The 24148-nt window shown below is 50.8% G+C and carries 28 protein-coding genes and 1 pseudogene; 17 read left to right on the top strand and 12 right to left on the bottom strand.

Annotated features, from left to right (window positions below; translation table 11 throughout):
- The first annotated feature begins 8 nt into the window (after window positions 1-8).
- Both KNP80_RS13190 and KNP80_RS13185 read left to right on the top strand, forming a co-directional pair.
- Entirely contained in the window at window positions 9-251 is a 243-nt protein-coding gene (locus tag KNP80_RS13190) for a hypothetical protein (RefSeq protein WP_144060641.1), read from the top strand.
- A gap of 2 nt (window positions 252-253) precedes the next feature.
- Window positions 254-703, top strand: coding sequence for a WapI family immunity protein (locus tag KNP80_RS13185; protein ID WP_214716126.1), 450 nt, complete (start codon window positions 254-256; stop codon window positions 701-703).
- Between the two features lie 38 nt (window positions 704-741).
- Here the strand turns inward: KNP80_RS13185 and KNP80_RS13180 are convergent, their stop codons facing one another.
- The 6 genes from KNP80_RS13180 to KNP80_RS13155 form a co-directional block, all read right to left on the bottom strand.
- Complete coding sequence (locus KNP80_RS13180; RefSeq protein WP_214834025.1) at window positions 742-891, bottom strand: hypothetical protein; 150 nt, start codon at window positions 889-891, stop codon at window positions 742-744.
- A gap of 74 nt (window positions 892-965) precedes the next feature.
- A complete protein-coding gene (locus KNP80_RS13175) occupies window positions 966-2294 on the bottom strand; it encodes a PTS sugar transporter subunit IIC (RefSeq protein WP_214834913.1) in 1329 nt (442 codons plus the stop codon).
- Window positions 2295-2305: 11 nt separating this feature from the next.
- The gene (locus tag KNP80_RS13170; RefSeq protein ID WP_214754572.1) at window positions 2306-3712 is read right to left on the bottom strand and encodes a GH1 family beta-glucosidase; all 1407 of its coding nucleotides are present in this window, start codon (window positions 3710-3712) and stop codon (window positions 2306-2308) included.
- A 15-nt stretch (window positions 3713-3727) separates the two neighbouring features.
- Entirely contained in the window at window positions 3728-4036 is a 309-nt protein-coding gene (locus tag KNP80_RS13165; protein WP_285801051.1) for a PTS sugar transporter subunit IIB, read from the bottom strand.
- Window positions 4033-4380 (bottom strand): PTS lactose/cellobiose transporter subunit IIA, encoded by a 348-nt coding sequence (locus KNP80_RS13160; protein ID WP_021065301.1) that lies wholly within the window; start codon window positions 4378-4380, stop codon window positions 4033-4035. The genes KNP80_RS13165 and KNP80_RS13160 overlap by 4 nt, the downstream gene beginning before the upstream one ends.
- 152 nt (window positions 4381-4532) lie before the next feature.
- Window positions 4533-5243 carry a GntR family transcriptional regulator gene (locus KNP80_RS13155; RefSeq protein WP_214834031.1) on the bottom strand — a complete coding sequence of 237 codons (711 nt, stop codon included), beginning with the start codon at window positions 5241-5243 and terminating at the stop codon, window positions 4533-4535.
- 198 nt (window positions 5244-5441) lie between these two features.
- Here KNP80_RS13155 and KNP80_RS13150 point away from each other — a divergent pair, with 198 nt between their 5' ends.
- The 7 genes from KNP80_RS13150 to KNP80_RS13120 are packed head-to-tail and all read left to right on the top strand — an operon-like array spanning window position 5442 to window position 9064.
- Window positions 5442-5885 carry a hypothetical protein gene (locus KNP80_RS13150; protein WP_214834912.1) on the top strand — a complete coding sequence of 148 codons (444 nt, stop codon included), beginning with the start codon at window positions 5442-5444 and terminating at the stop codon, window positions 5883-5885.
- Window positions 5882-6310, top strand: a complete 429-nt coding sequence (locus KNP80_RS13145; protein WP_214803474.1) for a hypothetical protein — start codon at window positions 5882-5884, stop codon at window positions 6308-6310. Before KNP80_RS13150 ends, KNP80_RS13145 begins: the two co-directional genes overlap by 4 nt.
- 4 nt (window positions 6311-6314) lie before the next feature.
- Window positions 6315-6758: a hypothetical protein gene (locus KNP80_RS13140; RefSeq protein WP_214834911.1), complete on the top strand. Its 444-nt coding sequence runs from the start codon at window positions 6315-6317 to the stop codon at window positions 6756-6758.
- Window positions 6759-7268 carry a hypothetical protein gene (locus KNP80_RS13135; RefSeq protein ID WP_214803468.1) on the top strand — a complete coding sequence of 170 codons (510 nt, stop codon included), beginning with the start codon at window positions 6759-6761 and terminating at the stop codon, window positions 7266-7268. It begins immediately after the preceding gene.
- Window positions 7261-7731 carry a hypothetical protein gene (locus tag KNP80_RS13130; RefSeq protein ID WP_214834910.1) on the top strand — a complete coding sequence of 157 codons (471 nt, stop codon included), beginning with the start codon at window positions 7261-7263 and terminating at the stop codon, window positions 7729-7731. Before KNP80_RS13135 ends, KNP80_RS13130 begins: the two co-directional genes overlap by 8 nt.
- A 32-nt stretch (window positions 7732-7763) precedes the next feature.
- Window positions 7764-8309 carry a P-loop nucleotide/nucleoside kinase family protein gene (locus KNP80_RS13125; protein WP_251132399.1) on the top strand — a complete coding sequence of 182 codons (546 nt, stop codon included), beginning with the start codon at window positions 7764-7766 and terminating at the stop codon, window positions 8307-8309.
- Window positions 8306-9064 (top strand): endonuclease/exonuclease/phosphatase family protein, encoded by a 759-nt coding sequence (locus KNP80_RS13120; RefSeq protein WP_214834908.1) that lies wholly within the window; start codon window positions 8306-8308, stop codon window positions 9062-9064. The genes KNP80_RS13125 and KNP80_RS13120 overlap by 4 nt, the downstream gene beginning before the upstream one ends.
- Window positions 9065-9097: 33 nt before the next feature.
- Here the strand turns inward: KNP80_RS13120 and KNP80_RS13115 are convergent, their stop codons facing one another.
- Window positions 9098-9433, bottom strand: coding sequence for a hypothetical protein (locus KNP80_RS13115; RefSeq protein ID WP_214834907.1), 336 nt, complete (start codon window positions 9431-9433; stop codon window positions 9098-9100).
- A 412-nt stretch (window positions 9434-9845) separates the two neighbouring features.
- Here KNP80_RS13115 and glmS point away from each other — a divergent pair, with 412 nt between their 5' ends.
- The 6 genes from glmS (at window position 9846) to KNP80_RS13085 (ending at window position 17282) form a co-directional block, all read left to right on the top strand.
- Window positions 9846-11642, top strand: a complete 1797-nt coding sequence (gene glmS / locus KNP80_RS13110; protein WP_034781580.1) for a glutamine--fructose-6-phosphate transaminase (isomerizing) — start codon at window positions 9846-9848, stop codon at window positions 11640-11642.
- Between the two features lie 144 nt (window positions 11643-11786).
- Window positions 11787-12056 (top strand): PTS sugar transporter subunit IIB, encoded by a 270-nt coding sequence (locus tag KNP80_RS13105; RefSeq protein ID WP_214754552.1) that lies wholly within the window; start codon window positions 11787-11789, stop codon window positions 12054-12056.
- Window positions 12046-14073, top strand: a complete 2028-nt coding sequence (locus tag KNP80_RS13100) for a BglG family transcription antiterminator (RefSeq protein ID WP_214834906.1) — start codon at window positions 12046-12048, stop codon at window positions 14071-14073. Before KNP80_RS13105 ends, KNP80_RS13100 begins: the two co-directional genes overlap by 11 nt.
- Window positions 14074-14239: 166 nt before the next feature.
- The gene (locus KNP80_RS13095; RefSeq protein ID WP_214716155.1) at window positions 14240-15661 is read left to right on the top strand and encodes a PTS mannitol transporter subunit IIBC; all 1422 of its coding nucleotides are present in this window, start codon (window positions 14240-14242) and stop codon (window positions 15659-15661) included.
- A gap of 44 nt (window positions 15662-15705) precedes the next feature.
- Window positions 15706-16137, top strand: coding sequence for a PTS mannitol transporter subunit IIA (locus KNP80_RS13090; protein WP_052090290.1), 432 nt, complete (start codon window positions 15706-15708; stop codon window positions 16135-16137).
- Window positions 16137-17282, top strand: coding sequence for a mannitol-1-phosphate 5-dehydrogenase (locus KNP80_RS13085; protein ID WP_214720146.1), 1146 nt, complete (start codon window positions 16137-16139; stop codon window positions 17280-17282). The genes KNP80_RS13090 and KNP80_RS13085 overlap by 1 nt, the downstream gene beginning before the upstream one ends.
- Window positions 17283-17359: 77 nt before the next feature.
- Here the strand turns inward: KNP80_RS13085 and KNP80_RS13080 are convergent, their stop codons facing one another.
- A complete protein-coding gene (locus KNP80_RS13080; RefSeq protein ID WP_251129054.1) occupies window positions 17360-19717 on the bottom strand; it encodes a bifunctional diguanylate cyclase/phosphodiesterase in 2358 nt (785 codons plus the stop codon).
- A 163-nt stretch (window positions 19718-19880) separates the two neighbouring features.
- On the opposite strand from KNP80_RS13080, the gene KNP80_RS13075 reads away from it, so the two are divergent.
- Together KNP80_RS13075 and KNP80_RS13070 are read left to right on the top strand one after the other, a co-directional pair.
- Window positions 19881-20723, top strand: coding sequence for a CPBP family intramembrane glutamic endopeptidase (locus KNP80_RS13075; RefSeq protein WP_214720147.1), 843 nt, complete (start codon window positions 19881-19883; stop codon window positions 20721-20723).
- 35 nt (window positions 20724-20758) lie between these two features.
- A complete protein-coding gene (locus KNP80_RS13070) occupies window positions 20759-21283 on the top strand; it encodes a GNAT family N-acetyltransferase (RefSeq protein WP_214720148.1) in 525 nt (174 codons plus the stop codon).
- Between the two features lie 24 nt (window positions 21284-21307).
- Here the strand turns inward: KNP80_RS13070 and KNP80_RS16035 are convergent, their stop codons facing one another.
- From KNP80_RS16035 to KNP80_RS13055, 4 genes and pseudogenes are all read right to left on the bottom strand, one after another.
- Window positions 21308-21865, bottom strand: a complete 558-nt coding sequence (locus KNP80_RS16035; protein WP_286038605.1) for an N-acetylmuramoyl-L-alanine amidase family protein — start codon at window positions 21863-21865, stop codon at window positions 21308-21310.
- A gap of 63 nt (window positions 21866-21928) precedes the next feature.
- Window positions 21929-22546, bottom strand: a pseudogene (locus KNP80_RS16030) (SH3 domain-containing protein); the annotation flags it as partial.
- Window positions 22547-22813: 267 nt separating this feature from the next.
- Window positions 22814-23188, bottom strand: a complete 375-nt coding sequence (locus KNP80_RS13060; protein ID WP_214834905.1) for a hypothetical protein — start codon at window positions 23186-23188, stop codon at window positions 22814-22816.
- Window positions 23189-23269: 81 nt separating this feature from the next.
- Entirely contained in the window at window positions 23270-23950 is a 681-nt protein-coding gene (locus KNP80_RS13055; RefSeq protein WP_214720150.1) for a hypothetical protein, read from the bottom strand.
- Between the last annotated feature and the right edge of the window lie 198 nt (window positions 23951-24148).

Below are 24148 nucleotides of genomic sequence, written 5' to 3'. Positions count from 1 at the left end.
CCGTTCAAATGAAACGCGAGTATGCGACGTACGAAGTGACAGGGTATGACGACAAAGGGAAAATCAAGTTCATCCATTTGAAGGAAGGCGAGTTTATCCTGCCGGTCGAGATTAAAGGGGACGACTTGACGAAAATCAAGAAGATGATGGAGCTCAACCCAGGAGTGACGGTCATCGTCCATGCGGCCGTCGATCAGAAACGGATGCGTCTGCAGGAGATTGACGGTTATTCGCTCAGGAAGGACGGATAACGATGCCAATCGCCAAACTGATGTCACGAGACGAGTCGTGTGATGTGACAATCGAGAGCTATGCGTACGCCTATCCTGACGCCGACAACATCCATGACGCGGCCTGGCATCGTAATTGGGTCGGGCTCCATACGCCGGACCATCGCATCACGTTCGATGACGTCATGCTCGACAGTCTGCTCGTGGCTCACTACATACCAATGTTCGAGTCATTCGTAGCGGGCGACGTATCCGAAGTCGATTTTGAGCCGACCGAACCATTCGTCAGCTTGACGGTGACGAGAAGAGACGGAGATGGGGATGAGGTCACGGTAAAGGGGTATCTCGAGCATCCGCTTGAAGGTGAGTCTGAGGAGCTTGCGTTCACGTTTGAGACGTCTGTGAGCAATGTGACGCGTTTTTTGGAAGGGTTACAGGCAATCGCCGACGCATATCCGATTCGAGATCTGTAATCGAAAGCAGCCAGCACTACGAATAGGCTGGCTGCTTGTTAATGAATGATTTCTTTTCTAGCTTGAAAGCCAGCTGCGAACAGAAAGATGACTCCAAGAACGAACGGGATGACAGACTCTAGGGCGATGCCGGCAAGGAACGAGGCGCTCATTAATAAGCAGAACGCGACCGTATAATTTCGTTTCATCTATATACCAACTCTCATACTCATTTTCCTAAATACAACAGCCCTTCTCATCGCTGAGAAGGGCTGTCTTGGGCTTAGGCTGACGCTTTGTCTGCGTCTTCTTGTGCTTTCAACTCTTCACCGTACGAGACGCGGTCTTGCATGCGGACGAACGGGAGGTAGACGGCTACGGCCATAGCAATCGTTGCAATCTGCAAGAGCGCTGCACGCCATCCGCCGATTAAGAAACCGGAGATTACTGGTGGTGTCGTCCAAGGCACTTGAAGCGCGTTGAACGGATCGACCCAGCCCCAAAGGATTGAGAAGTACACCATGAACGATGCAATCGCAGGCACGATAACGAACGGTACGAACATGATCGGGTTGAATACGATCGGCATCCCGAAGATGACTGGCTCGTTTATGTTGAAGAGACTTGGTGCAAGCGAGAGCTTGCCGAGTTGCTTCAAGTGAGCCGAGCGGGCGACGATGAGTGTTGCGATAATGAACCCGATTGTGATTCCTGATCCACCGAGCTTCGTGAAGACGTCGAGGAACTGGATGGTAACGATTTTCGCGTTCTCACCGGCAACGAGTGTTTCACCCGCATCGAGAAGTGCTTGGTTTTGAAGCGCGTTTGCTGTAAGAAGTGGTCCCATAATCCCCATGAGGATGGCAGCACCGTGAATTCCACACCACCACATGACTGACATGAGCACCATGATGATAACGGCTCCGGCAAGTGTGTCTGTCAAGTTTTGAAGTGGTGCTTGAAGCACGTCATAGACGACTTCTGTGAACGTACGATCGGCAACCGCTTGGAAAATCGCAAATGTCGCGACCGCAAGTGTGATAATCGCAAGACCAGGAACGAGTGCTGAGAATGAGTTCGATACGCCTGGTGGAACACCGTCAGGCATTTTGATGCTGATGCCGCGTTTGATGAACTGCGAATAAATGAATCCAACGACCAATCCGACGACGATGGCAGCGAGGACACCTTGTCCGCCTGTCCATACTTTCGGGATGACTCCGCCGACTGTTTCTCCACCTTCAGAGAGGACAGACGCTTGCGTGATGATCAAGAACGAGATGATTCCGAGGATACCAGCTGGTACACCTTCGATTTTTTCGTTTTTAACATACGAGTAAGCGATTCCGAATACACCGATTAAAGCGAGAATGTCGAACGTCGCACCGACGACTTGCGTGAGTGGGAGCGTCCAATCGGCTCCGAACAATCCTGACATGAAGTCAGCCCAACCTGGAATTGGGAGCGCAAGGATGAGCAAGAACAATGATCCGATGATCGTCATCGGCATCGTCAGGATGAACCCGTCCTTAATAGCAAGGACGGGCTTGGCGTTCGCGAAACGAACGAACCCTGGCGTGAATTTTTCAAATACGGTTTCTAAGCGGCTCATGGGGAACCTCCTTATAGGTTTTCAGCGCGAGTAGCGATAATGTCTTTGTACCAGTAGAACGATTTTTTCTTCTTACGAGCAAGCCCGTTGGCGTGGTCAACATAGATGAAGCCATATTGCTTCTTATATCCGTTGAGCCAGCTGAGAAGATCGATGGCCGACCAAGCGTAGTAACCTGCGACGTTGACACCTTGTTCGACAGCGTGTTTCACGGCGCGGATATGACCTTCGATGTATTCGATGCGAGCGTCGTCGACGATTTCTCCGTCCACGATCGGGTCGACATCACCGAGACCGTTCTCTGTGATGTAGATTTTCACATCGCCGTAACGATCTTTGAGCATGTGCATGCCGTCAAGGAACGCTTCCGGTGAGATTTCCCAAGCCCATTTCGTGTAGACCTTGTCATCCATCATGACCGTCTTATAGACGCCATCGAATGATGGGTTACCCGGGCGGCCTGTCGAGTTCTCACGGCCACCGGCCATGACGAGCGCCGAGTCATTTTTCATAACGCGTTGCGGGCTGTAGTAGTTGAGGCCGATAAAGTCGTTCATCGAAGCCGTGCGCTTCAAGAGGTCGAGCTCTTCGTCTGTCATTTCAGGGAGAAGGCCTTGCTCTTCGAGTCCTTTCACGACGTATGCTGGGTATTCACCTTTCAAGATTGGGTCATAGAACCAATGCGTCGAGTAAGCGTTCGCGTGCATTTCGGCGAACTTGTTCTCTTCGGCGTCATCGATGCTGAACGCTGGGTTGAACACGTGTGTGATTCCGATTTCGCCTTCATAACCGTTTTGTTTGAACAACTCGACGGCACGAGCGTGAGCGACGAAGACGTGGTGTGTCGTTTGGAAGTAACTTTTGACGTCGCCTTCGATGCCGGGCGGGTGTGCCCCAGTCAAGTAGCCGAGCGAGCAGAAGATGACCGCTTCGTTGAACGTGATCCAGTGACGGACACGGTCGCCGAACGATTGGAAGCAAGTATCGGCGAAACGGACGAATGCGTCAACCGTCTCTGGATTTTTCCAGCCGCCTTTTTCTTCAAGCGCTTGCGGGAGGTCCCAGTGGTAGAGTGTCACGAATGGGACGATGTTGTGCTTCAAGCACTCGTCAATCAAGTTGTTGTAAAACTCGAGTCCTTTTTCGTTCACCTCACCTGTGCCGTTCGGGAAGACGCGCGGCCATGAGATCGAGAAACGGTATGATTCGAGTCCCATCTCCGCCATGAGTGCGATGTCTTCTTTATAACGGTGGTAATGGTCGACTGCGACGTCGCCGTTCGTATCTTCAAATGTTTTTCCAGGAATTTTCGAGAAGACGTCCCAGTTTGAGAGTCCTTTCCCGTCCTCGTTCCATGCACCTTCGACTTGGTAAGAAGCCGATGCGGCGCCGAACAAGAAATTGTTTGGCATTTTCAAAGTGGTCACCTCAGTTTATTTATTTGCGAGTTTTAACGCGTGGTCTAATACTTTCGTTCCGTTCATCATGCCATAGTCGACAGTGTTGATGACGTCGATTGGAACACCTTTAGGCTCACAGATTTGTTTGCCTTTCGCGAGCAAGTATTTGACTTGTGGTCCGAGAAGCGCGACGTCGAGGTTGTCCACGTACGTTTCCATTTCTGACTCTGGGTAAGCTGCGATTTCAGCATCGATTCCTCGCTCAGCGGCAACCGCTTTCATTTTTTCTACTAACATACTTGTTGACATACCTGCTGCACAGAAAAGTCCGATTTTCATCATTTTTGATCCATTCCTTTCAATTGGTTGATTTCGTTTTGCATGTTCATCATATAGCCGAGCATCTCTTTGACGAGGATTGTGTTCATTAAGTGGTCTTGCGCGTGCACCATGAGGACGCCGACTGTAGCCGTTTTCCCTTGTGCTTCGAGTGTGACGAATTTCGTCTGGATGGCGTGTGCTTCTTTCAATGTCGCGTCACCAGCTTTGACCGCTTCAGCCGCTTCCTCTGCTTTGCCTTCTTGCATCAAGAGCATCGCGTGATGGTAGCTCGCTTTGGCGTCGCCTGAAAGAGCGATTAAACCGAAAATATCTTCGGGTGTAATTTCGATTGTTTCAGAAACCATAGTATCTCTCCTTTTTGTATGGATAACCAAAATTCATAGGTACAAATTATACAAATTGATAGTAGCACGAGACCGCTTACATGTAAACCCTTTCTTTTCGTCCGGAATGTGAACATAAAAAAACGCACACGAGAACAATCTCTCGAATGCGTTTAGGACTTGATGTTAGAGACTTTGAGCATCTTCACATGGCGGAAATGATGTGTCGAGCGCGATACGTCGAAGATTTGACCGTTCGTCAAATAGACGGTGTTGTCGACGAGGAGGGCCGGGTCGTTCTCTTTCAGTCCGAGCAGTGTCGCGTCTTCTGCGTTCAAAAAATCGGCGTAAATGACACGGTCGGCAAAACCGATGGCGAGTTTTTGGTCGTTGCGGAAGTAGTTGTAGATCGACTTCTCGGTGATGTTCCGGTCGAGATAGACGACGAGATCTTTCCGGAAATACGAATCCTCGACCGAGAACGGATGGTCATCGACGAGCCGGAGACGTTTGACGTAGTAGACGGGTGTCCCGACGTTGCACTTCATCCGTTCGGCGACTTCGTCGTTCGCTGTCGTCAATTCGAAATCAAGGACTTGCGTTTCGACTTTCCGTCCACTGAAGTCGCTCGTAAGACCTTGCAACTTCTCGAGGTTCACGTAATCGCTCATATAATGGTCACGGACGAAGACGCCGCTCCCTTGCACTTGATAGACGTAGCCTTTGTTGACGAGAATCTCGATTGCTTTTCGGACCGTGTTGCGGCTGACGCCGTACTTGGTGGCGTATTCGTCCTCGGTGAGGAGCTTGTTCGTATGTTGATAGACGTGATTCATAATATCCGTCTCAATCTGTTCGGCGACTTGTTTATACTTTGGGGACATCAGGGTCTGCACCTTTCACATGAAAATTTGTAGGTATGAATACGCTATCAGTATATCAGAAATTATATATGGGTGGAGGACAATCCTTCGGCAATTGTTGAAAAACGTCGAACGATTGTAAAGAGAATCCTAAAAATAGGCGAAACAAATTGGAAAGGTATTTCGTATAGAAAAGGAGAAGAGTGAGGGGGAGAGGGAATGGCACAATCAGTTCGAATGGAACGGGAACGAGAATGGAAGCAACGACACACACGCATCGGCTACGCTTTATTGGCGGTAGTCATTCTAGCGTTCGCTTTCATGTTCTTTGGACAGGCGACGTGGATTGCCGTACCGCTCGGGCTTGTTGGCATCGCGCTGTTCGTTTCAGACGTGGCGAAATATCGGATGAGGCGTTCGTTTTTGGTCGAGTCAGCCGCCCAAAAGCTACTCCGTTGGCAGTTGGTGTACGACATCGTCAATACGAGTGTGCTTGTCATCATGGTCGGTGGTCTATTGATTTTTAGTCGCGACAACATCTATTGGGCGTTCGCGGTCGTCATCTGGGGAATCATGAGCGAGGTCGTATCGCGCCGCTTGAACCGGGCTTTAAAAGCGCATGACCCGATGTTACGCGCCCTCGAGCTGGAGGAAGCACGATGAAGGAACGGATCGAACAGGAACGGGCGTGGTTTCGTTCATTCCAACAACTCATCTTTGGGATCATCGGTGTCTTGTTGACTGTCGTCTTTCCAGTTATATCATGGACGGGTCATCTGTTTTGGGGAATTGTCTATATCGGACTAGCGCTCGTCCCCGTCAATGTTATGTACATGCGAAGGTCCCGGATGCGGCAAGCATTGAATCCACCATTGGCGCATCGCTATCGCCAGCAACTATGGAGTGACTGTTTCAATACGATCGCCTTCTTTATCGCTTTGAATGGTCGTGAGTTGTTTGAGTCGAACGAATGGTACATCGTTGGGGTTGTTGTCATTGGAGTGGCTGGATGGATGACGATACGAATCGAAAAGCGGATGAAAGAAGAGGATGTGTGGCTTCCTACATATGAACAGCTTAAGGGGTGAGCGGATGAAGTATTCTATTCAAAAAGAAGTCCAATCGATTAAACGAATTCAACGCTTTGGGGGCGCGGTCCTGGGCACCTACATTCTATTGATGATTATTGCGCTTCTATTCGAAAAGATGTTATTGATTCCTCTAATGTGGACCGTCGCTGTGTTCCTTACTTTCATGGGGCATAAACAATACCGTCTCCTTCGCCATGTCTCGACGCACCCAAAAAGCTTACAGTGGCTAAAGGTCGAATATGCGGATACGTGGATTAGCGCGCTGTTGATGGGCACGTTTATGACGGCGTTATTAACAATGGAGTCGCTTGGAATTGTGATTGGATTTCTATTTGGGATTTGGGGGTTAACTGCAAATCATCGGAAACGATTCATTGAACGTCAGTTGAAAAGGCATGATCCTCATGCACCGACGTATGAAGAATTGATCGAAAGGATGAGTTGAATGGAACTATCACCACAATCAAAGCAACAGATTGATACGATTCTTCGATTTGAGAAGTGGACGAGTTGGGGCTTCGGCATCCTGGTCGTTTCTGCGGTCGTTGGGATGTTAATTTACGCATCGTACTGGGACATGCCCGAGTCATTTATCCTTGTGCTCTTAGTGTCGGTTTTCGCTCTGATGATTAGCATCGAAACGACTCGATTTCTCATGTGGCGTCGGTTCGTGAAAAATGGGCAGGCACGGAAACTGCTTACGCTCCGGTATACGATTTATTTGATTGGGGTTAGCGCAATCGGATACTACGGGATTGTCGTATTCTATGAGACGCCACAACCGCAATCATTTCAGGCGTTCTTGTTGTCGCAAGCCTTTTTCTGGGGAGCTGCCTTTTTCGGGAAGTGGCTCGATCGCATCATCCAAAAGCATGACGGCCATTATTTGACGGGGGAGGATTTAAAACTGATTCGGGAAGCGCGCGACATCGAGAAGGAGCAAGGTCATGGATAAACGAAGCCAAATGCGTGAATTGACGGCGTTCGACCAGAGAAAGCATTCCACACAAGTGTTTTTGTCAGCGGTGTTGGCCGCACTTCTATTTTTCTCATTAGAGTATAATTGGCTCTCACCAATGACAGTCATATTTCTCAGCATCGCAGCGGGTCTTCCCGATTTTCGCAAGATGTGGCAACGCGAGAATATTAAAAAACAATTTTTGAAGTCGGATGCAGCAAAGCGGCTCATCCATCTTAACTCCATCTTCGGGCTCGTGACACTACCATTCTTCCTATTATGGGTTTATGCATTGCTCACGGATTTGATTACACTCCAAACGTTCGCTTTGATTGGGCTAGGAGCATACGTGCTCGCCATTCTTGAGCATCGTCTTTATGAGCGTCATATGACTCAACTCGACGAGCACTACGTCACGGAAGCCGAATTGCGAGAAGAACAAAAGTGGGGGAGCGCTTAGGCGCTTCCTCTTATATGTTAAGGAGGATAATGATGAATCGGAAAGTATGGATCATTTCAGGTCCGGCTGGTGTCGGGAAGTCGACGACGGCGAGATGGCTCGCTCAAAGCATGGAGAAGAGTGCATACGTGTCGGGGGATGACATCAGTCATATGGCAGTCTCTAGTCGTGAAAGGCCATGGGAATCGGAGCGGGCAAACGATTTGGTTTGGAAGAGTATCGTCGCGTTGACCGAAAATTTTCTTGAGGCAGGGTATGACGTCGTCGTGGACTGGGTCGCCTTTTGGCAAGACGTGAAGCGTTACACGGCTCACTGGATTGAACAAGGTGTCGAAGTGCGCTACGTCATCTTATGGGCGGAGCAAGACGTTCACGTCCAACGTGATCAACACCGGCCGAGCGATGCGCAGATGGGGGAGCGGGTCATCATATTGCGGAACGAGTTTCTAAGCTCGGGTGCACCGGACCGTTACTATTTAGACAACACGGTCGGTGAGTTGAGAGAGATGATTCAACAGCTTCAAGAAAGCGAACAATTCGTGCTGACAGATTTGCAACAAAGTGGAGCCAGTACATGAGGATTGCGACGTTCAACCTCTGGAACAATCCGACATTATGGTCGAAGCGAATCGAGTCCATCTGTACCACAGTGAAGATGATTGGCGCCGATGTGCTGGCGCTTCAAGAAGTCAAAACGCATGTGGAAGGGGAGCAAGGCATCAGTGTAGCCGAGCAGATCGCCAACGAAACGGGCTATCCGTTTTGCGTGTTTCTCGCCTATCCGGATTCACCCGATGAAGGGCTCGCTGTCTTAAGTCATATTCCGCTCGAGACGAATGATGCTATTTGGCACCACGAGGTAGAAGAAGCGAACTACTGTGCGATGCGGGTGACGTTTCAAGCAGGAGGTCACGCGTTCGGATTGACGAACGTCCATCTGAATTGGCGGTCGCCGGTCATTCGGGAAGCGCAAGTGCGAGCGATTCGCGAGTGGATCGGTGGGGGAGAACGTTACGAGTTGCTATGTGGTGACTTCAATGACAATCCGCAGTCGGAAATCTATCGTGATTTGACCGCACATCGTTGGATCGATGTCGCCACATGTCATCGTGGTGGGGATGAGCCGACGCTGGATTATGGACACAATCCGTATTTGAAGCAGGATTCTTTGCAGAAACAACCAGCACGCTACGATTGGATGTTATTGCGTCACGACGAAGGGAACGTCCCGCTCATCTCGAGCGTGGACGTGTTTGGGAAGACGTCTGATTCAATCACCGACATGCTGCCGAGTGATCACTATGGAGTCTTACTCGATCTCGACATCTCTTAAAAAAGGGGGAACGCTTAGTCGCTTCCCCCTTTTTCATTTGAACGTGCGGATGACGAAGTAGAGACAAATGAGGAACGGGATCAAGAACGTACTTCCGATCCACTCGCCTTGACCGAATAGGAGCCAGGCGAAGAGCTGGAATGACAAGACGCCGCCGGCAGCAAGTCCAGCAAAACGATACGCTTTCGGGCGAAGCGACGGGTCATCCCACCATTCTTTAAAGAACGGGAAGCTGAACAAGAGTGCGAGCGCCAAGAAAAAGGCGGCTGGAAACACGAGAAAATCGCCAAGTTCACTCTGTCCTTCAATTTGCAGCCATTTGGATGCGGTTGATAAGATGATGCCGATGACGAGAAAGACGATATTCATGGCCATTCCTCCACTTCATCTAATAGATACCTTTATCATGCCCGAACGAGGTCGATGGGACAAGCCTGTAAAAGAAGTGGCTTTTTAGTGAAAGTGGTGACTTTTGCATGAACAGTAAAAAAGTATTGAAGCGCGTTGTGACAAAATCGCTATTCGTTTACATCTAGAACCGCTAGCATGAAAGGGTATCTGGAGAAACGGCCAGCTATGAAGGAAAAGCGCCAGAACTCTGCGGAGTTGACGAGGTGGGGGTAATCGATTTTTCGGCGGATGCCTCCTAGTCGCCTGTCACGACTACAAGTGTTCTTTTAAAACGTTCGGGTGACCGGACGGACAACGATGAACACGTTGACAGCACTCTAAAAAGTCCGTTTCCTTTTTCGAGAAATCGAAGATAAAGGGAGATTTTTGTATGTGTGGAATTGTAGGGATGATTGGTCAAGTCGGAACGAAAGAGATTTTATTGAAAGGGTTGGAGAAGCTCGAGTATCGAGGCTATGACTCAGCTGGAATCGCGCTCGTCGGTGATGATGTCCATGTGTTCAAAGAAGTCGGTCGCATCGCCGCACTTCGTGACATCGTACCGGTCGAAGCGGAAGGCGCCATCGGCATCGGTCACACACGATGGGCAACACACGGCGTGCCGAGCGTCCCGAACGCCCACCCGCACCAGAGCACAACGGGCCGCTTCACGCTCGTCCACAACGGTGTCATCGAGAACGACGAACAGATCAAGGCGACACTCGACGTGCCGTTCCTCTCGGAGACGGACACGGAAGTCATCGTCCAGCTCATGGATAAGAACTTCGTCGTGCTAAATGACGTCGAGGCGGCGTTCCGCAAGACGTTGTCTGAGCTCCACGGCTCGTACGCGATCGCGATGATCGACTCGGAAGATAAAGAACGCCTCTATATCGGCAAGAACAAGTCGCCACTTCTCGTCGGACTCGGCGACGGCACGTTCAACGTCGTGGCGTCTGACGCGATGGCGATGCTCCAAGTGACGGACCAGTACCTCGAGCTCCACGACGGCGAGATCGTCATCTTGACGCGCGAATCGGCGACGATCAAGACACTCGACGGCGACGTCCTCGAACGTGCCCCGTACACGGCCGAGATCGATGCGTCAGACATCGAGAAAGGCACGTACGCGCACTACATGTTGAAAGAGATGGACGAGCAACCGGCCGTCATCCGCAACATCATCCAGCACTACCAGAACGACGCCGGTGACATCGAGCTCACGGAAGGCGTGCGCTCGCTCGTCTCGGAAGCGGACCGCATCTATATCGTCGCCTGTGGCACGAGTTATAACGCTGGGCTCGTCGGAAAAGACATCCTTGAGCGAATTGCCGGCATCCCGACCGAGGTCCACGTCTCGTCAGAGTTTGGCTACAATATGCCGCTCTTAAGTTCACGTCCGCTCTTCGTCTTCTTGTCACAGTCTGGAGAGACGGCCGACAGCCGGGCCGTCCTCGTCGAAGTGAAGAAGCGCGGCTACAAGGCACTCACGATGACGAACGTGCCAGGATCGACGCTCTCGCGTGAAGCGAACGAAACGATGCTCCTCCACGCCGGCCCGGAAATTGCGGTCGCGTCGACGAAAGCGTACACGGCCCAAATCGCCGTGCTCGCGATTCTCGCCTACGACATCGCTCGCGCGAACGGGAAAGAGTTGCCGTTCGAGTTGATGCCGGAACTCGCGCGTGTCGCGACGATCATGGACTCGATCATGTCGCAAAAAGAACTGTTTGAAGATTTGTCGGACCGTTACTTGAAGACGACGCCGAACACGTTCTTCATCGGGCGCGGACTCGATGCATCGGTCTGTCTCGAAGGCGCGCTCAAAGTAAAAGAGATCTCGTATATCCAAGCGGAAGGGTATCCGGGTGGCGAACTCAAGCACGGTTCGATCGCCTTGATTGAAGATGGCACACCGGTCATCGCACTCATCTCGCAACCGAAGACGAACTTGAACATCCGCGGCAACGTCAAAGAAGTCGTCGCCCGTGGTGCGAACGCGTGTATCATCTCGATGCAAGGCGTCGAGCACGAGAACGATGAGTTCATCTTGCCGCACGTCGAACCAATCCTCGCCCCGCTCATCACGGTGTTACCGGTTCAACTCATGGCGTATTACGCCGCGCTCGCACGTGGCTGTGACGTCGATAAGCCGCGCAACTTGGCGAAATCGGTGACGGTAGAATAACACTGCGATTGTCAAAGCACTTCTCTAAAGAGAGAGGTGCTTTTTACTGCTTGCCGATATCTTTGCCAACAAGCAAAATAGTAGGTGGAGTAAGCGGTTGCATCGTATGGTTAGATAAAGATAAGCGATGAAAGAAGGTCTGACATGAACGTATATATTGCCTGTCCATGCGGGTTCGTCACGAGCGCGATGGCGGCGAAGCTGTTTGCCGAAGCGTGTTCGGGAAAATTATCGTGTGTGATTCAACACGGCACGTATCGGGACATCCCCAAAGACGTGGATTGGATTATCTATCAAGCCGGGACGGAGACGGTCGATCATCCGACCGCGCACGTTCGCTCGGTCAGACACATGTTATCGCTCACGGAATATCGACAACTCGTCGAGGAATGGGTGAATGGATATGAAACATGAGTGGAGCGCCCGGGAGCGCTCGATTTTACTACATCTATTGGCAACGGAGACATCGACACCGCTCGCGGAGATCGCGCAAGCGGTCAATTTGTCTGAGCGGACGATTCAACGGGAGCGTCAACTGCTCGAAGGCATCTTGCGCGAGTTCGAATTGGAGCTCGCTTGGCAGCGCGGGCACGGCCTCAGTCTCATCGGTCGTTCCGATGCGAAGCAACAGTTGCGCGAAGACTTGATTTTGTCGGCCGAGGCGATTCCAACGGCGGAGGACCGCATCTTCGAACTCGCCTGGCGACTTCTGTTTGAAAAAGACACGCTCAAGCTGCAGGCGGTCGCGAAACAGATGCACGTCTCACCGAGCACGCTCACACAAGACTTGGAGAAACTCGATCGTTGGTTCGACGAGTATCACCTCGAAGTCGAACGGAAGAAAGGGGTCGGGGCCAGAGTGCTCGGCCTCGAAGCCGAGAAGCGGAAGCTGATGATCAATGCGCTGCTCGCTCATTGGGACACGCTCGCGTTCTATCGCTTCGTCCGCGGGGAAGATGACTACATCCCGACCTTTTTGAAGACCGTCCCATGTGACGTCATGCTCGAGGCGCTTCGTGACGGTTATGACTATCTAAAGGAACATCCGTATGAGCGGATGGACGACCGGACCATCATGCGGGTGACGTTCGCCTATGGCGTACAACAAGCCCGTCTGGATGCCGGCTTCTTCCTAGAGATGTATACGAAAGGACGCTCCGACGACTATTTGAAAGTCGCGTCTGATATGGAGACGGCCCTCGGGACGCCGTTCTCGATGGCGGAGCGGGTCTGGTTCGCTGAAGAAGCGAACCGGCTCCGGTCATTGAAGGAACAGATGAAAGAAGATGAGGAAGAGCGTTGGGTCATGCAGATCCGTGTCCATAAGCTCATCCATCACGTTTCACTGATCCACGGATTCGCCTTCACGGACGACGCCGCGCTCGAGAAGGGGCTACTCGCCCATATCTTATCGAGTATGAACACCCACGCCCTTCCGGATACGGATACGGTCCGTCCGCACATCGACCGTGACTATCCACATTTACGGTCGGCGATTCAACAGGCGGCCGATATCGTCTTCGGGACGAACACGTTCACGGAAGAAGAGACGGTGTTTTGGGCGATGCATTTCGCTGCCGCGCTCGTTAAACCGGTTCGGCGTCGGGAATATCGAGCCCTTGTCGTCTGTTCGGCGGGTCTCGGCTCTTCGAAGATGCTCGTCAACCGGGTCAAACAAGAGTTTCCAGAGATGCAGGACGTCGTCAACTCGTCGTTGTTCGGGCTCGAACAGCATCGACTCGACGACTATGACGTTATCTTGTCGACCGTGCCGTTGCCGCCGTTATCAGTGCCGACGCTCATCGTCAACCCGCTGTTGACGAACGAAGAAGTGCAACGCGTCCGCCACTTGCTGTTATCGCTCCCACAGTCGTTCCAAACGAAAGAGAAGAGCCATTCGACGATGCTCGACTTCAATGAACTCGGTGCCCTCGTCGAGACGTTCGAACGGATGGACCGACAGTTCGATCTCGTCACGCTCGATAATAGCGACCGACTGGAAGACATTTTGCTCGATATCGGGACGCATCTAGAAGAACGTGGACTCGTCCAAAGCGGTATCCAGTTATCGGCCCAACTGCTCCGGCGTCACGAAGTGGCCGGGCTCGGGATTCCGGGCACGAAACTGGCCTTGTTCCATGGACGTCACGCCTCGATCGAACGGGCGAGCGTGTTCGCCTTCGATTTGAACCATTCGATCCCGCTCCTCATGATGGACCAATCGACCGAGTCGGTGTCACGTCTGCTCGTCCTGCTCGCGCCAGAAGAGGCAGAGGACGTCGAACTCCAGTTTTTGAGCGCCGTCAGCGGTTCGCTCATCGAGAGCGAGCAACATATGAACTTATACAGTAACGGTTCAAAGAAAGAACTGCGTCTCTTGCTTCATGAATGTATGAAGAAAATGATTCAAGACACGCTGCACGAGAAATGACCCGCCGTGGTCATTTTTTTATTTGGCACAGAATGTTGCCAAAGTATGAACTGGATTGAATTGAGAAAGCGCTTACGCTGAGACTACAATACGAGTGTAGAGCACAAACCGGTTAGCTACACTACAACAATCTACCTTTCACAATAATCGACTGGAGGTTTTATACATGGCGAATGCGCAAGCTGGCTCGGGCGGGGTTCGAGTCAAAGTACAACGGTTCGGGAGTTTCCTGAGCGGGATGGTCATGCCAAACATCGGCGCCTTCATCGCCTGGGGGATTATCACCGCCCTCTTCATTCCAACGGGCTGGTGGCCGAATGAAAAATTAGCAGAACTCGTCGGTCCGACGATCACGTATCTGTTACCGCTCTTAATCGGGTTCACCGGCGGTAAGTTGATTCATGATGTACGAGGCGGAGTCGTCGGGGTACTCGCCACGATGGGGGTCATCGTCGGGACGGACATTCCGATGTTCCTCGGTGCGATGATCATGGGTCCACTCGGTGGATATGTCATTAAACAATTTGACCGCCTCATCGAAGGCAAAGTCAAAGCTGGATTTGAAATGCTCGTCAACAACTTCTCGGTCGGTATCATCGGTGGTCTTCTCATGATCGGTGGCTTCGAGGTGTTCGGTCCAATCATGAGCGGCCTTGATAAAGTCATGGCAGCCGGTGTCGACTGGATCGTCGGTGCGAAACTGTTACCAATCGCCAGTCTATTCATCGAGCCAGCGAAAATCTTGTTCTTGAACAATGCCATCAACCACGGGATTTTGAGCCCGCTCGGTGTCGATCAAGTGGCGGACGCCGGGAAATCGGTCTTGTTCTTACTTGAAGCAAACCCGGGACCAGGTCTTGGTTTACTGCTCGCTTACATGGTGTTCGCTAAAGGTGCGGCCAAACGCACGGCACCAGGGGCGGCAATCATTCACTTCCTCGGTGGGATTCACGAAATTTACTTCCCATACGTCTTGATGAAACCAATCTTGATCCTTGCGATGATCGCAGGGGGGGCAACTGGGGTCTTCACATTCGTCTTGTTCGATGTCGGTCTCGTCGCACCAGCGTCACCAGGTAGTATCTTCGCCATTCTCGCGATGGCGTCACGCGGTTCGTACCTCGGGCTCGTGACAGGGATTCTCTTGTCGGCGGCGGTCACGTTCGCCGTGGCAAGTGTCATCTTGAAATCAAGTGCGGCCGAAGAAGTGTCACTTGAAGAAGCGACACAAAACGTCAGCGCGATGAAAGGCAAACAGTCGTATGCGTCAGCACTCGTACACGACCGTCTCGATAAAGTCGATCACATCATCTTTGCTTGTGACGCCGGTATGGGTTCGAGCGCGATGGGCGCGTCGGTGCTTCGCAATAAAGTGAATAAAGCGAACTTGCCGATTCGAGTCACGAACACATCGATCAGCCAATTGCCGAAAGACGCCCAATTCATCATCACCCATGAGGATTTGACGGACCGGGCCGAGGCACAAGTGCCAGATGCGATTCACCGTTCGGTCACGAACTTCTTGAACGCCGACTATTACGATCAATTGATCGAAGAAATTAAAGCAGAACGCAGCAAAATCTCATAACACAAGTAGACAGAGACAAGGTTTAAGGTATAGGAGGAACTAAAATGCCATTCATTCAGACAGAGATGATTCGACTTAACCAATCGTTCAACACGTCGGCCGAAGCAATCGACGCAGCAGGTGAAGTGTTAGAAGCAGCCGGATGCGTGTCTCCGGCTTACGTCCAAGCGATGCATGCACGTCAAGCGCTATCAAGCGTTTATATCGGGAACCAAGTCGCGATTCCGCACGGGACTGAGGAAGCGAAATCCGCCGTTCAAAAGACGGGGATTTCCATCCTTCAAGTGCCGGCCGGCGTCGATTTCGGTGGCCAGACGGCGAAACTTGTCATCGGGATTGCCGGTGTGGATGATGAACATTTGGAACTCCTGTCCCAAATCGCAGTCATCTGTTCAGATGAGGATAATGTCGAGCGTCTTGTACAGGCGAAGACGAAGGAAGAGATTTTGTCGTTATTCATGGAAGAGGTGGCGTAATGAAAGCCGTACATTTCGGAGCAGGGAATATCGGACGTGGGTTTATCGGATTGTTGCTTAATCAGAGCGGCTACGAGGTCACGTTCGTCGATATCAATGATACCGTCATCCAGGCGTTAGAAGACAAACGGTTCTATGAAGTCGGATTTGCCGAAGAAGGTGTCGACAACGTCGTCGTCGATCGGGTCCGCGGCGTCAACAGTTTGACCGACCCGGAACGCGTCATCGCCCTCATCGCCGAGGCCGATCTCGTCACGACCGCGGTCGGACCGACGCTGCTACCGAGAGTCGCGCCCCTCATCAGCGAAGGGCTCCGTGAACGAGAGACATCGGCACCCGTTTATGTGATTGCTTGCGAGAACATGATCGGTGGTAGCGCGTCACTTCATCAAGCGATCGAAGCGTCAGGTGGTATCGGGACGGCCAATGCCTCGTTCCCGAATGCGGCCGTCGACCGGATCGTTCCGCTGCAGCAACACGCGGACCCGCTATTCGTCGAGGTCGAGACGTTTTACGAGTGGGTCATCGAGACGAAAGGATTGGCCGAGCGGCCCCCGCTTCAAGGTGTGACGTGGGTCGACGAGATTGGGCCATACATCGAGCGGAAGCTGTTCACGGTCAACACCGGCCACGCCATCGCATCGTACATCGGTTCCTTGTTCGGGAAAGCGACGATCGACGAGGCGCTGAAAGACCGCCGTGTCCGCCAAGTCGTGCAAGGTGCCTTGTATGAGACTGGTTGGCTCCTTCTCGAGAAGTACGGGTTCGAGGCGAAAGAACACAGTCAATACATTCAAAAGATTATCAAACGATTCGAGAATCCGAAGTTGAAAGATGAAGTCTCACGTGTCGCCCGCTCACCGATCCGCAAGCTCGGACCGAGTGACCGGCTCGTCAAACCGGCCCGCGAACTGATCGACAACGGCATCGAACCGAATGAACTGGCCTACGGGATCGCGGCTGCCTTGACCTATTACAACCCTGAGGATTCAGAATCTTCTGAACTTTATGTGTCCATCGAAGAAGATGGCATCGTCTCGACGGTGGAAAAATATCTTCAATTGCATGAGGACGATACGCTGACGAAGTTGATCCTCGAACAATATCACTTGATTCGCGAACAAGAAAAAGCGCAAGTCTCGTAAATCGAATCTCCTGTGCCCGAGTGGCATGGGAGATTTTTGGCATACAAAAAGACTGCAGCGCAGGGGCTGCAGTCTTCTCAAGCTCGGGTCTTTCCAAACTCGATGTACGTCGTGACCGATTTGACGTGCTTCACGACGTCCTTCTCACGAAGGGGACGACTGAAGTAATAGCCTTGAACGTAATCACACTGTTCGTTCAGCAACCATTCGAGTTGATCCGACGTCTCGACGCCTTCCATGAGCACTTTCATATTAAGGTTATGGCCGAGCTGGATCATCGAACGGACGATGGCTTCCTGGTTCCGGTCCGTGAACAAGTTGACGATGAACGACCGGTCGATTTTCAACACTTGGACCGGGAGCTCCCGCAATTGACGGAACGATGAGTAGCCGGTCCCGAAATCGTCGAGCGAGATCAAGATGCCGAACTGATGGAGCTGGGCAAGTTTCTCCCGTGTCGACGCCTCGTATGACAGCATCGACGACTCCGTCACCTCGAGCTCGAGGAACATTGGGTCCATCCCGGTCTCATCCAAGATGGCCTGGAGCGACTCGACAAAATCCTCACGCGCGAACTGGAGCGGGGAGACATTGACCGAAAGGGTGAATGGTTTCACACCAGACTTCTTCCAGCGCACCCAGGCTCGGCATGATTCACGCATGACCCAACTGCCGATTGAGTGAATCAGGCCGGTGTTCTCCGCGATTGGAATGAAGTCTGTCGGTGACACGTGACCGAGCTCGCGGTTGTTCCAACGCAGGAGCGCCTCAACGCCTTCGAGTCGATTTTGCGTAAGTGACACTTTCGGCTGGTACACGAGTGAAAACTCATTTCGGTCGAGCGCCTGCGCGAGCGCCTTTTCGATTTCGACGGTACGAAGGATTTGATGCTTCGACTCGTCTTCGAATTCTTTAATTTGATTCTTACCGGTCCGTTTCGACTCGTGGACGGCGAGGCGTGCGTATTGCACGAGCTCCTCGGCCGACTTCGTATCTTTCGGATAATGACTGATGCCGGCGCTCATCGTCAGTTCGACGGTCGTCCCGTCGATATCGAACGGTTGCGAGATCGCCTTGATACACTTCTCGGCTTTCTGTTTGGCGAGCGTGCTCCGCTTATCAAACAGCAAGATGATGAATTCGGATGAACCGACGCGAGTCAAAATGTCATCCGGGTGAATGGTCACTTGCAGACGCTCAGCGATTTGCATCGTCAGTTCGTCCGAGCCGTGATGCCCGAGCATGTCACTCAAGAAACGCCACCGGTCGATGTCGATGTAGAGACAAGCGACCGGGTCCTCGATTTGAATATGTTCGGCGAGAATACGTTCGAGCTTGTGCCGGTTCGGCAAATCCGTGAGCGTGTCGTGGTACGCCATATGTTCGACGAGACGCTGTGAGGCGATCGTTTCTGAGACGTCACGGAGGAACCAAAGCATCTGGTCCATCGTTTCGCCTTTGAGTGGGTAACTCGTCACTTCGATCGTTCGGTCATCGATGTCAATGCGCCGTGGTTCATAAAACGGTTGATTGATCGTGAGCGACGGATGATAGTCTTGGAAAAAAGCATCTTCTTCGATTTCGTCAAACAAGCGATAGAACGCCATGTTCGCATATTGGATCATTCCATCTTTCGTCGTCGTGACGACGGCATCCGTCGTCGACTCAAGAATCGTCGCTTGAATGAACTCTCGTTTACGAAGGTGACGATCGAGCGTGAGCGACAGGAAGAAAATCGCGAACAAGAGAATCGTGATCGCCGTGACGAGCCATGCGAGTAACGATGGCTCGATCGCATTGGCGAACGGACGATCCGTCTCGATGAACGTGAACGAAGCGGCTAGCATCCCGACGAAGTGCATGCCGAAGATGGCGATGCCCATCAGCAACGAGAAGAATACTTTCAATTCGAGATCAATCTTTTGCTTGGCGTACTTCGAGAAGAAACCAATCCAGAGGGCGACGAGCGAGGCGCCAATCGCAATCAGAATCGATAACGCCGCAAGCCATGGATTATACGAAGTCACTACACCTTGCAGGGCGGCCATGCCGACATAATGCATGCTCGCGATACTGCCGCCCATCACAACCCCGGCACCGATCAAAGCGGGGCGGGTCGTGCGACGCGAGACGATCAAGAAGCCGAAAATACAGCCGGCCATGGCGATGATAACTGAAAATAGGACGAGCGGGATCGAATACGTGACCGGTCGCAACGCCTCATGCGCGAGCATGGCGATAAAATGCATCGACCATATCCCGAGACCGAGCGTCGCACCTCCAGCTAAGATCCACACGTTCTGGACGGAACGGTTCGCTGAATTGACACGCCGTGCCAGCTCGATGGCGGCGTATGCAGAAACGGCGGCGATAATATAAGACAGAATCACAAGAAAAACATTATGACTCATCGAGTGTTCGACTACTGGTTCCATGTGTACCTCGCTAAGGAATGTATTTTTTATAGTAATTCTAATTATACCCCGCAAAACAAAAGCCCACCTATCATTTTGCTTCACTTGTTGAAAATATTTTTTGCGTGAAATAGGGAAGCCAGGCAGAAAGCGGGTAAACTACGTGTAGAAGGAGGGGGACGCGTTGATTCCGACCAAAAAAGAAATCATTCTGTTTCTCCTCATCGCGTTCGGGTTCTCATGGCTGGCGTGGTGGGGGCTGTATATGTGGACCGGATTACCGATCCAGGTGATTGTCGTGATTGGGGCATTCGGTCCAAGTCTTGCCGGGAGTTACATGGCGTTCCGGGAGAACGGTTGGGAAGGTGTCACGACGTTATGGAAGCGGGGATTCGAGTGGCGGATGGCAGGCAGATACTATGCGTTCGGCCTGTTGTTCCTTCCCTCCGTTTTCCTCATTGCCTATTGGTGGTCCGATGCGGAAGGGGCGTTGCTGTTTGAGCGTCTGTGGCTCGTCGTGCCGACGTTCTTCTACATGCTGTTCCTTGGCGGCACGATGCAAGAAGAGTACGGCTGGCGCGGTTATTTGCTCAACGCGTGTCAATTGAAGACGACCCCGATCAAAGCGAGTTTGTTCGTAGGGGGCATTTGGACCGTCTGGCATACACCACTCTTTTTGATGGAGGGGACCGGGCAATCGCTCATCCCGTTTTGGGCATACGCCATGGCGATTCTCGCGTTCACGTTCATCATATCGTGGCTCTACAACGTCACGACGATGAATTTATGGTCCGTTTTCTTGCTTCATACGATGTTCAACGTCTCATTTGCATTTATTCCGTTAATGGAGCCAGGCGTGTTCCCAATCGGCTTTCTCCATTTGACGTTATTACTTGTCACGACTGCAATCGTCCTCATCTGGCTAACGCATGGACATCTCGGTTACGATCATCTCGAGCAGCTCGAGGCGGTGGAAGGGTCGCATCAACCGAACGTTACGCCAGAAGCAGACGCGGGTAAAGACTAGCACGTATCATTCAGGAACAGAGGGAAGTGGACAGATTGAACTTTCGCCAGCTCGAACGTGAAGATGTAAAGCCGCTCCAACGGCTGTTTATGGAGAGTCTGAGTGATTTGATTCGCCGAGAACAGTTTGAGGATGCCGACTTGCTGGATGAAGAAGTCGAACGGTTGAATACGACCGTTCAAGACAGTTTCGAGGACGAGACCGTTCAAATTTTTGTGGTGCTCCAAGGCGACGTCATCGTAGGGACGGCCGCGATTTTGCCTCCGAATGACATCATTACCGCACACGTCGACATCGAGCCAAACGTTCCTGAAATCGGATGCATGTACGTCGCACCTGGTGCCCAACTCCAAGGTGTCGGTCGTTTCTTGATTCACAACATGAGACGTCAACTCGTGGCGAATCAACAAACGGCATTTTATTTGGATGCCGGTTTTCCAACGTCACAAGCCTATTGGGAGGAACGGCTCGGCCCGCCGCTCGTGACGATTGAGCACTATTGGGGTCCGGGGGCGCATCATAAAATTTGGCGTTGCCCCGCCGATGAAAAAGAGACCTGATCGCATCGCGATCAGGTCTCTTGCTTATTTATAAGTGCTCATGAATTGATGAATCCCAGAAGCGGTGGCATCTGCCATCCGTTGCCGGTATGTGGTGCTCGTCAAGTGCGAGCGGTCGTTCGAGTTGCTGATGAAACCATATTCGACAAGGGTCGATGGGACGCTGTTCTTGCCGACGACATAAACGTTTTGATATTTCACACCACGGTTACGAATTGTTGGGATTCGGACACCGAGTTCACGGTTGATGGCTGCCCCTAAACTGCGGCTAGCCGAGATGTATGGGTTCGTCGTATAACTTTCACCGGTCGGGACGAGGACTTCGTGACCGTGGTAAGACGTATTCGTTGACGAGTTGTTATGAATGCTGACGAAGGCGCTACCTTTATACGATTTTGTCAATTCGACGCGTTGTGCGAGCGACAAGTACACGTCGTTCGAGCGCGTCATCCGTGCGTTATAGCCATATGTATTCGAGAGCGTACTCGCGAGACGTGCGGCGATATCGAAAGCGATGACTTTTTCGTACACTGATCCGTACACAGCCCCTGGGTCATTCCCGCCGTGTCCAGCATCGATCACGATTGTCCGACCTGAACCGGTTGATGTCGTTGGTGTCGTCGTTGTTGAAACCTTAACATATTGGGAAGAAACATATCCTGTCTTGCCACCGTAGCTGACCTTGAACCACGAACCATACGTGCCAAGATAAGTTACAGCCTTACCGCTTGGGATTGTGACCAGGACATTAGCGGTAGTAGAAGCGCTTTGCCGTAAGTTCAAATTGACCGTGGTCGTATAAGTTTTTGTAGAAGTTGTTGTAGTATTTGATGTCGAGACTTTAACATATTGGGAAGAAACATATCCTGTCTTGCCACCATAGCTGACCTTGAACCACGAACCATACGTGCCAAGATAAGTGACCCTTTTGCCGCTTGGAATTGTTAAGAGGACCGTGGCTGACGTAGAAGCGCTTTGCCGTAAGTTCAAATTGACCGTGGTCGTATAGGTTTTTGTAGAAGTTGTTGTAGTACTTGATGTCGAGACTTTAACATATTGGGAAGAAACATATCCTGTCTTACCACCGTAGCTGACCTTGAACCACGAACCATACGTGCCAAGGTAAGTGACTGTTTTGCCACTTGGAATTGTTAAAAGCACTGTAGCCGATGTAGACGCACTTTGTCGAAGGTTCAAGTTAGCCGTTGTAGTGTATGTAGATGCGGCTTCGACTCGACTTGATTCGAAACCGGTCGGCGTCATGTCAAATGGGATGACAGCCGTACCCCCGAGAACGAGAGAAGAAGTTAGCAACAGTTTAAGACTCCAAGAGGGTTTTGTTGTGTTCAATTTAGTTTCTCTCCTTTGATTGGAAAAGCTGGGTTGAAAAATCATGTCCCCGTTATTATATAAGGAAACAAGAAAAAAATGGAGGTTAATATGTAAATTGTTTTACTTTTTTTAAATAAGTTCATTTTTATAGTTTCGGAAATGAAAAAAGAGATGCGCGAGGGCATCTCTTTTAACGGATTATGCAAGTGGTGAAGCATCTTTAGAAGCAACTTGGTTGGTTGGGAAGCTCCAGAGGCGTGGGAAATCCTCAGCTGCTACCTGGTTGGTTGGGAAGCTCCAGAGGCGTGGGAAATCCTCAGCTGCTACCTGGTTGGTTGGGAAGCTCCAGAGGCGTGGGAAATCCTCAGCTGCTACCTGGTTGGTTGGGAAGCTCCAGAGGCGTGGGAAATCCTCAGCTGCTACCTCGTTGACCGGTAAGCTCCAGAGACGTGGAAAGTCTTCAGCTGCTAATTCTTCTGAAGGGAACGTATTTTCTGAAATAAGCGGCTTGGAAATTCCGAAAAAAAGAAGTAAAGCTAATGAAACAATTAGGGCATTTTTGAATTTTTTCATAAATAGCACCTCTTTTCTAGGTTTTATGCTGTGTATTTTCCGTATATAAACAATATATGACGTAAAGGTACTATGTGGCAATCATTCCAGATGCGATTGATTCAATTTTAGGGCTGTTAAAACTTGGCGAGACTGAAGGATAGCTGATTCAAATATAGAACCTTTGTAATCACTTGAGTACACGGGATTGTGAATTTCAATCATTTCGTCAATTTCAGAATTTGAAATTGGTAATACTGGGCATTTAGACTTTTGACTTAAGATTGCACTGCATAAAGGTTGTTCTTCTTGAGTGCTGTAGTCTTCTTCGACTCCGGGTTTCCAGCCAAATGAAACCTCTGGTAAAACGTATAACAAATCGCCATCGTCCAATTTTTCTACACATGTTTCAATCAAGTCGTTTTCGCATTGATCTACATTCAAATATCCAACAGACGATTTAAATGGATAAATATTCTTCATACTTCGTTTTAAAATAGTTAGTGAAAGTTCTGGTCCGATAACCCAAATTTTTTTTGAAGAATAGGTCTCGTTTAATACACGTGCGATCAAAGTAGGTAAGGTTTGATAATAATCGATATGAAACGCATTAATAATAACACCTTTAGAATCTTGTAAAAGAGTTGTAAGGTTTTCAAGGCCTCTAAACTGATTTCGATCTGAGGTAGTAAATAATGCATCAATAGTAGGTGAGTTTTTTGTTGTAAAATAAATATGTGGCTTAACATAGTCTCTAGCCAGAAGATTGCTAAGTTTACTCATTTAGATGACCTCCTTTAGTTTATGCCCTATATCTTGCTTTTTATCATGAATGGAATAAACTTTAGATGAGACAGTCTGTTAAAACAAACAGATTTCTCTTTTTGGGATTAGTTCAATTCTATCATGGATAAAAGGACTAGTGATTTCGTACCGTTTGGGAAAATAGACGCGTAAAACCTTCAAAAATCGGGGGTATTC

Origin of the sequence: Exiguobacterium sp. E4787 (genome assembly GCF_018618375.1) — a bacterium.
GTDB lineage: Bacteria > Bacillota > Bacilli > Exiguobacteriales > Exiguobacteriaceae > Exiguobacterium > Exiguobacterium chiriqhucha.
The sequence above is the reverse complement of the archived record's forward strand: the minus strand, read 5'-3'. Positions and strand labels throughout refer to the sequence as shown.

Bases quoted from the DNA above. Each gene is read 5' to 3' on its own strand.
- KNP80_RS13190 (WP_144060641.1), top strand. From the start codon at position 9: ATGAAACGCGAGTATGCGACGTACGAAGTGACAGGGTATGACGACAAA.
- KNP80_RS13185 (WP_214716126.1), top strand. From the start codon at position 254: ATGCCAATCGCCAAACTGATGTCACGAGACGAGTCGTGTGATGTGACA.
- KNP80_RS13180 (WP_214834025.1), bottom strand. From the start codon at position 891: ATGAAACGAAATTATACGGTCGCGTTCTGCTTATTAATGAGCGCCTCG.
- KNP80_RS13175 (WP_214834913.1), bottom strand. From the start codon at position 2,294: ATGAGCCGCTTAGAAACCGTATTTGAAAAATTCACGCCAGGGTTCGTT.
- KNP80_RS13165 (WP_285801051.1), bottom strand. From the start codon at position 4,036: ATGATGAAAATCGGACTTTTCTGTGCAGCAGGTATGTCAACAAGTATG.
- KNP80_RS13160 (WP_021065301.1), bottom strand. From the start codon at position 4,380: ATGGTTTCTGAAACAATCGAAATTACACCCGAAGATATTTTCGGTTTA.
- KNP80_RS13155 (WP_214834031.1), bottom strand. From the start codon at position 5,243: ATGTCCCCAAAGTATAAACAAGTCGCCGAACAGATTGAGACGGATATT.
- KNP80_RS13150 (WP_214834912.1), top strand. From the start codon at position 5,442: ATGGCACAATCAGTTCGAATGGAACGGGAACGAGAATGGAAGCAACGA.
- KNP80_RS13145 (WP_214803474.1), top strand. From the start codon at position 5,882: ATGAAGGAACGGATCGAACAGGAACGGGCGTGGTTTCGTTCATTCCAA.
- KNP80_RS13140 (WP_214834911.1), top strand. From the start codon at position 6,315: ATGAAGTATTCTATTCAAAAAGAAGTCCAATCGATTAAACGAATTCAA.
- KNP80_RS13135 (WP_214803468.1), top strand. From the start codon at position 6,759: ATGGAACTATCACCACAATCAAAGCAACAGATTGATACGATTCTTCGA.
- KNP80_RS13130 (WP_214834910.1), top strand. From the start codon at position 7,261: ATGGATAAACGAAGCCAAATGCGTGAATTGACGGCGTTCGACCAGAGA.
- KNP80_RS13125 (WP_251132399.1), top strand. From the start codon at position 7,764: ATGAATCGGAAAGTATGGATCATTTCAGGTCCGGCTGGTGTCGGGAAG.
- KNP80_RS13120 (WP_214834908.1), top strand. From the start codon at position 8,306: ATGAGGATTGCGACGTTCAACCTCTGGAACAATCCGACATTATGGTCG.
- KNP80_RS13115 (WP_214834907.1), bottom strand. From the start codon at position 9,433: ATGAATATCGTCTTTCTCGTCATCGGCATCATCTTATCAACCGCATCC.
- glmS (WP_034781580.1), top strand. From the start codon at position 9,846: ATGTGTGGAATTGTAGGGATGATTGGTCAAGTCGGAACGAAAGAGATT.
- KNP80_RS13105 (WP_214754552.1), top strand. From the start codon at position 11,787: ATGAACGTATATATTGCCTGTCCATGCGGGTTCGTCACGAGCGCGATG.
- KNP80_RS13100 (WP_214834906.1), top strand. From the start codon at position 12,046: ATGAAACATGAGTGGAGCGCCCGGGAGCGCTCGATTTTACTACATCTA.
- KNP80_RS13095 (WP_214716155.1), top strand. From the start codon at position 14,240: ATGGCGAATGCGCAAGCTGGCTCGGGCGGGGTTCGAGTCAAAGTACAA.
- KNP80_RS13090 (WP_052090290.1), top strand. From the start codon at position 15,706: ATGCCATTCATTCAGACAGAGATGATTCGACTTAACCAATCGTTCAAC.
- KNP80_RS13085 (WP_214720146.1), top strand. From the start codon at position 16,137: ATGAAAGCCGTACATTTCGGAGCAGGGAATATCGGACGTGGGTTTATC.
- KNP80_RS13080 (WP_251129054.1), bottom strand. From the start codon at position 19,717: ATGGAACCAGTAGTCGAACACTCGATGAGTCATAATGTTTTTCTTGTG.
- KNP80_RS13060 (WP_214834905.1), bottom strand. From the start codon at position 23,188: ATGAAAAAATTCAAAAATGCCCTAATTGTTTCATTAGCTTTACTTCTT.
- KNP80_RS13055 (WP_214720150.1), bottom strand. From the start codon at position 23,950: ATGAGTAAACTTAGCAATCTTCTGGCTAGAGACTATGTTAAGCCACAT.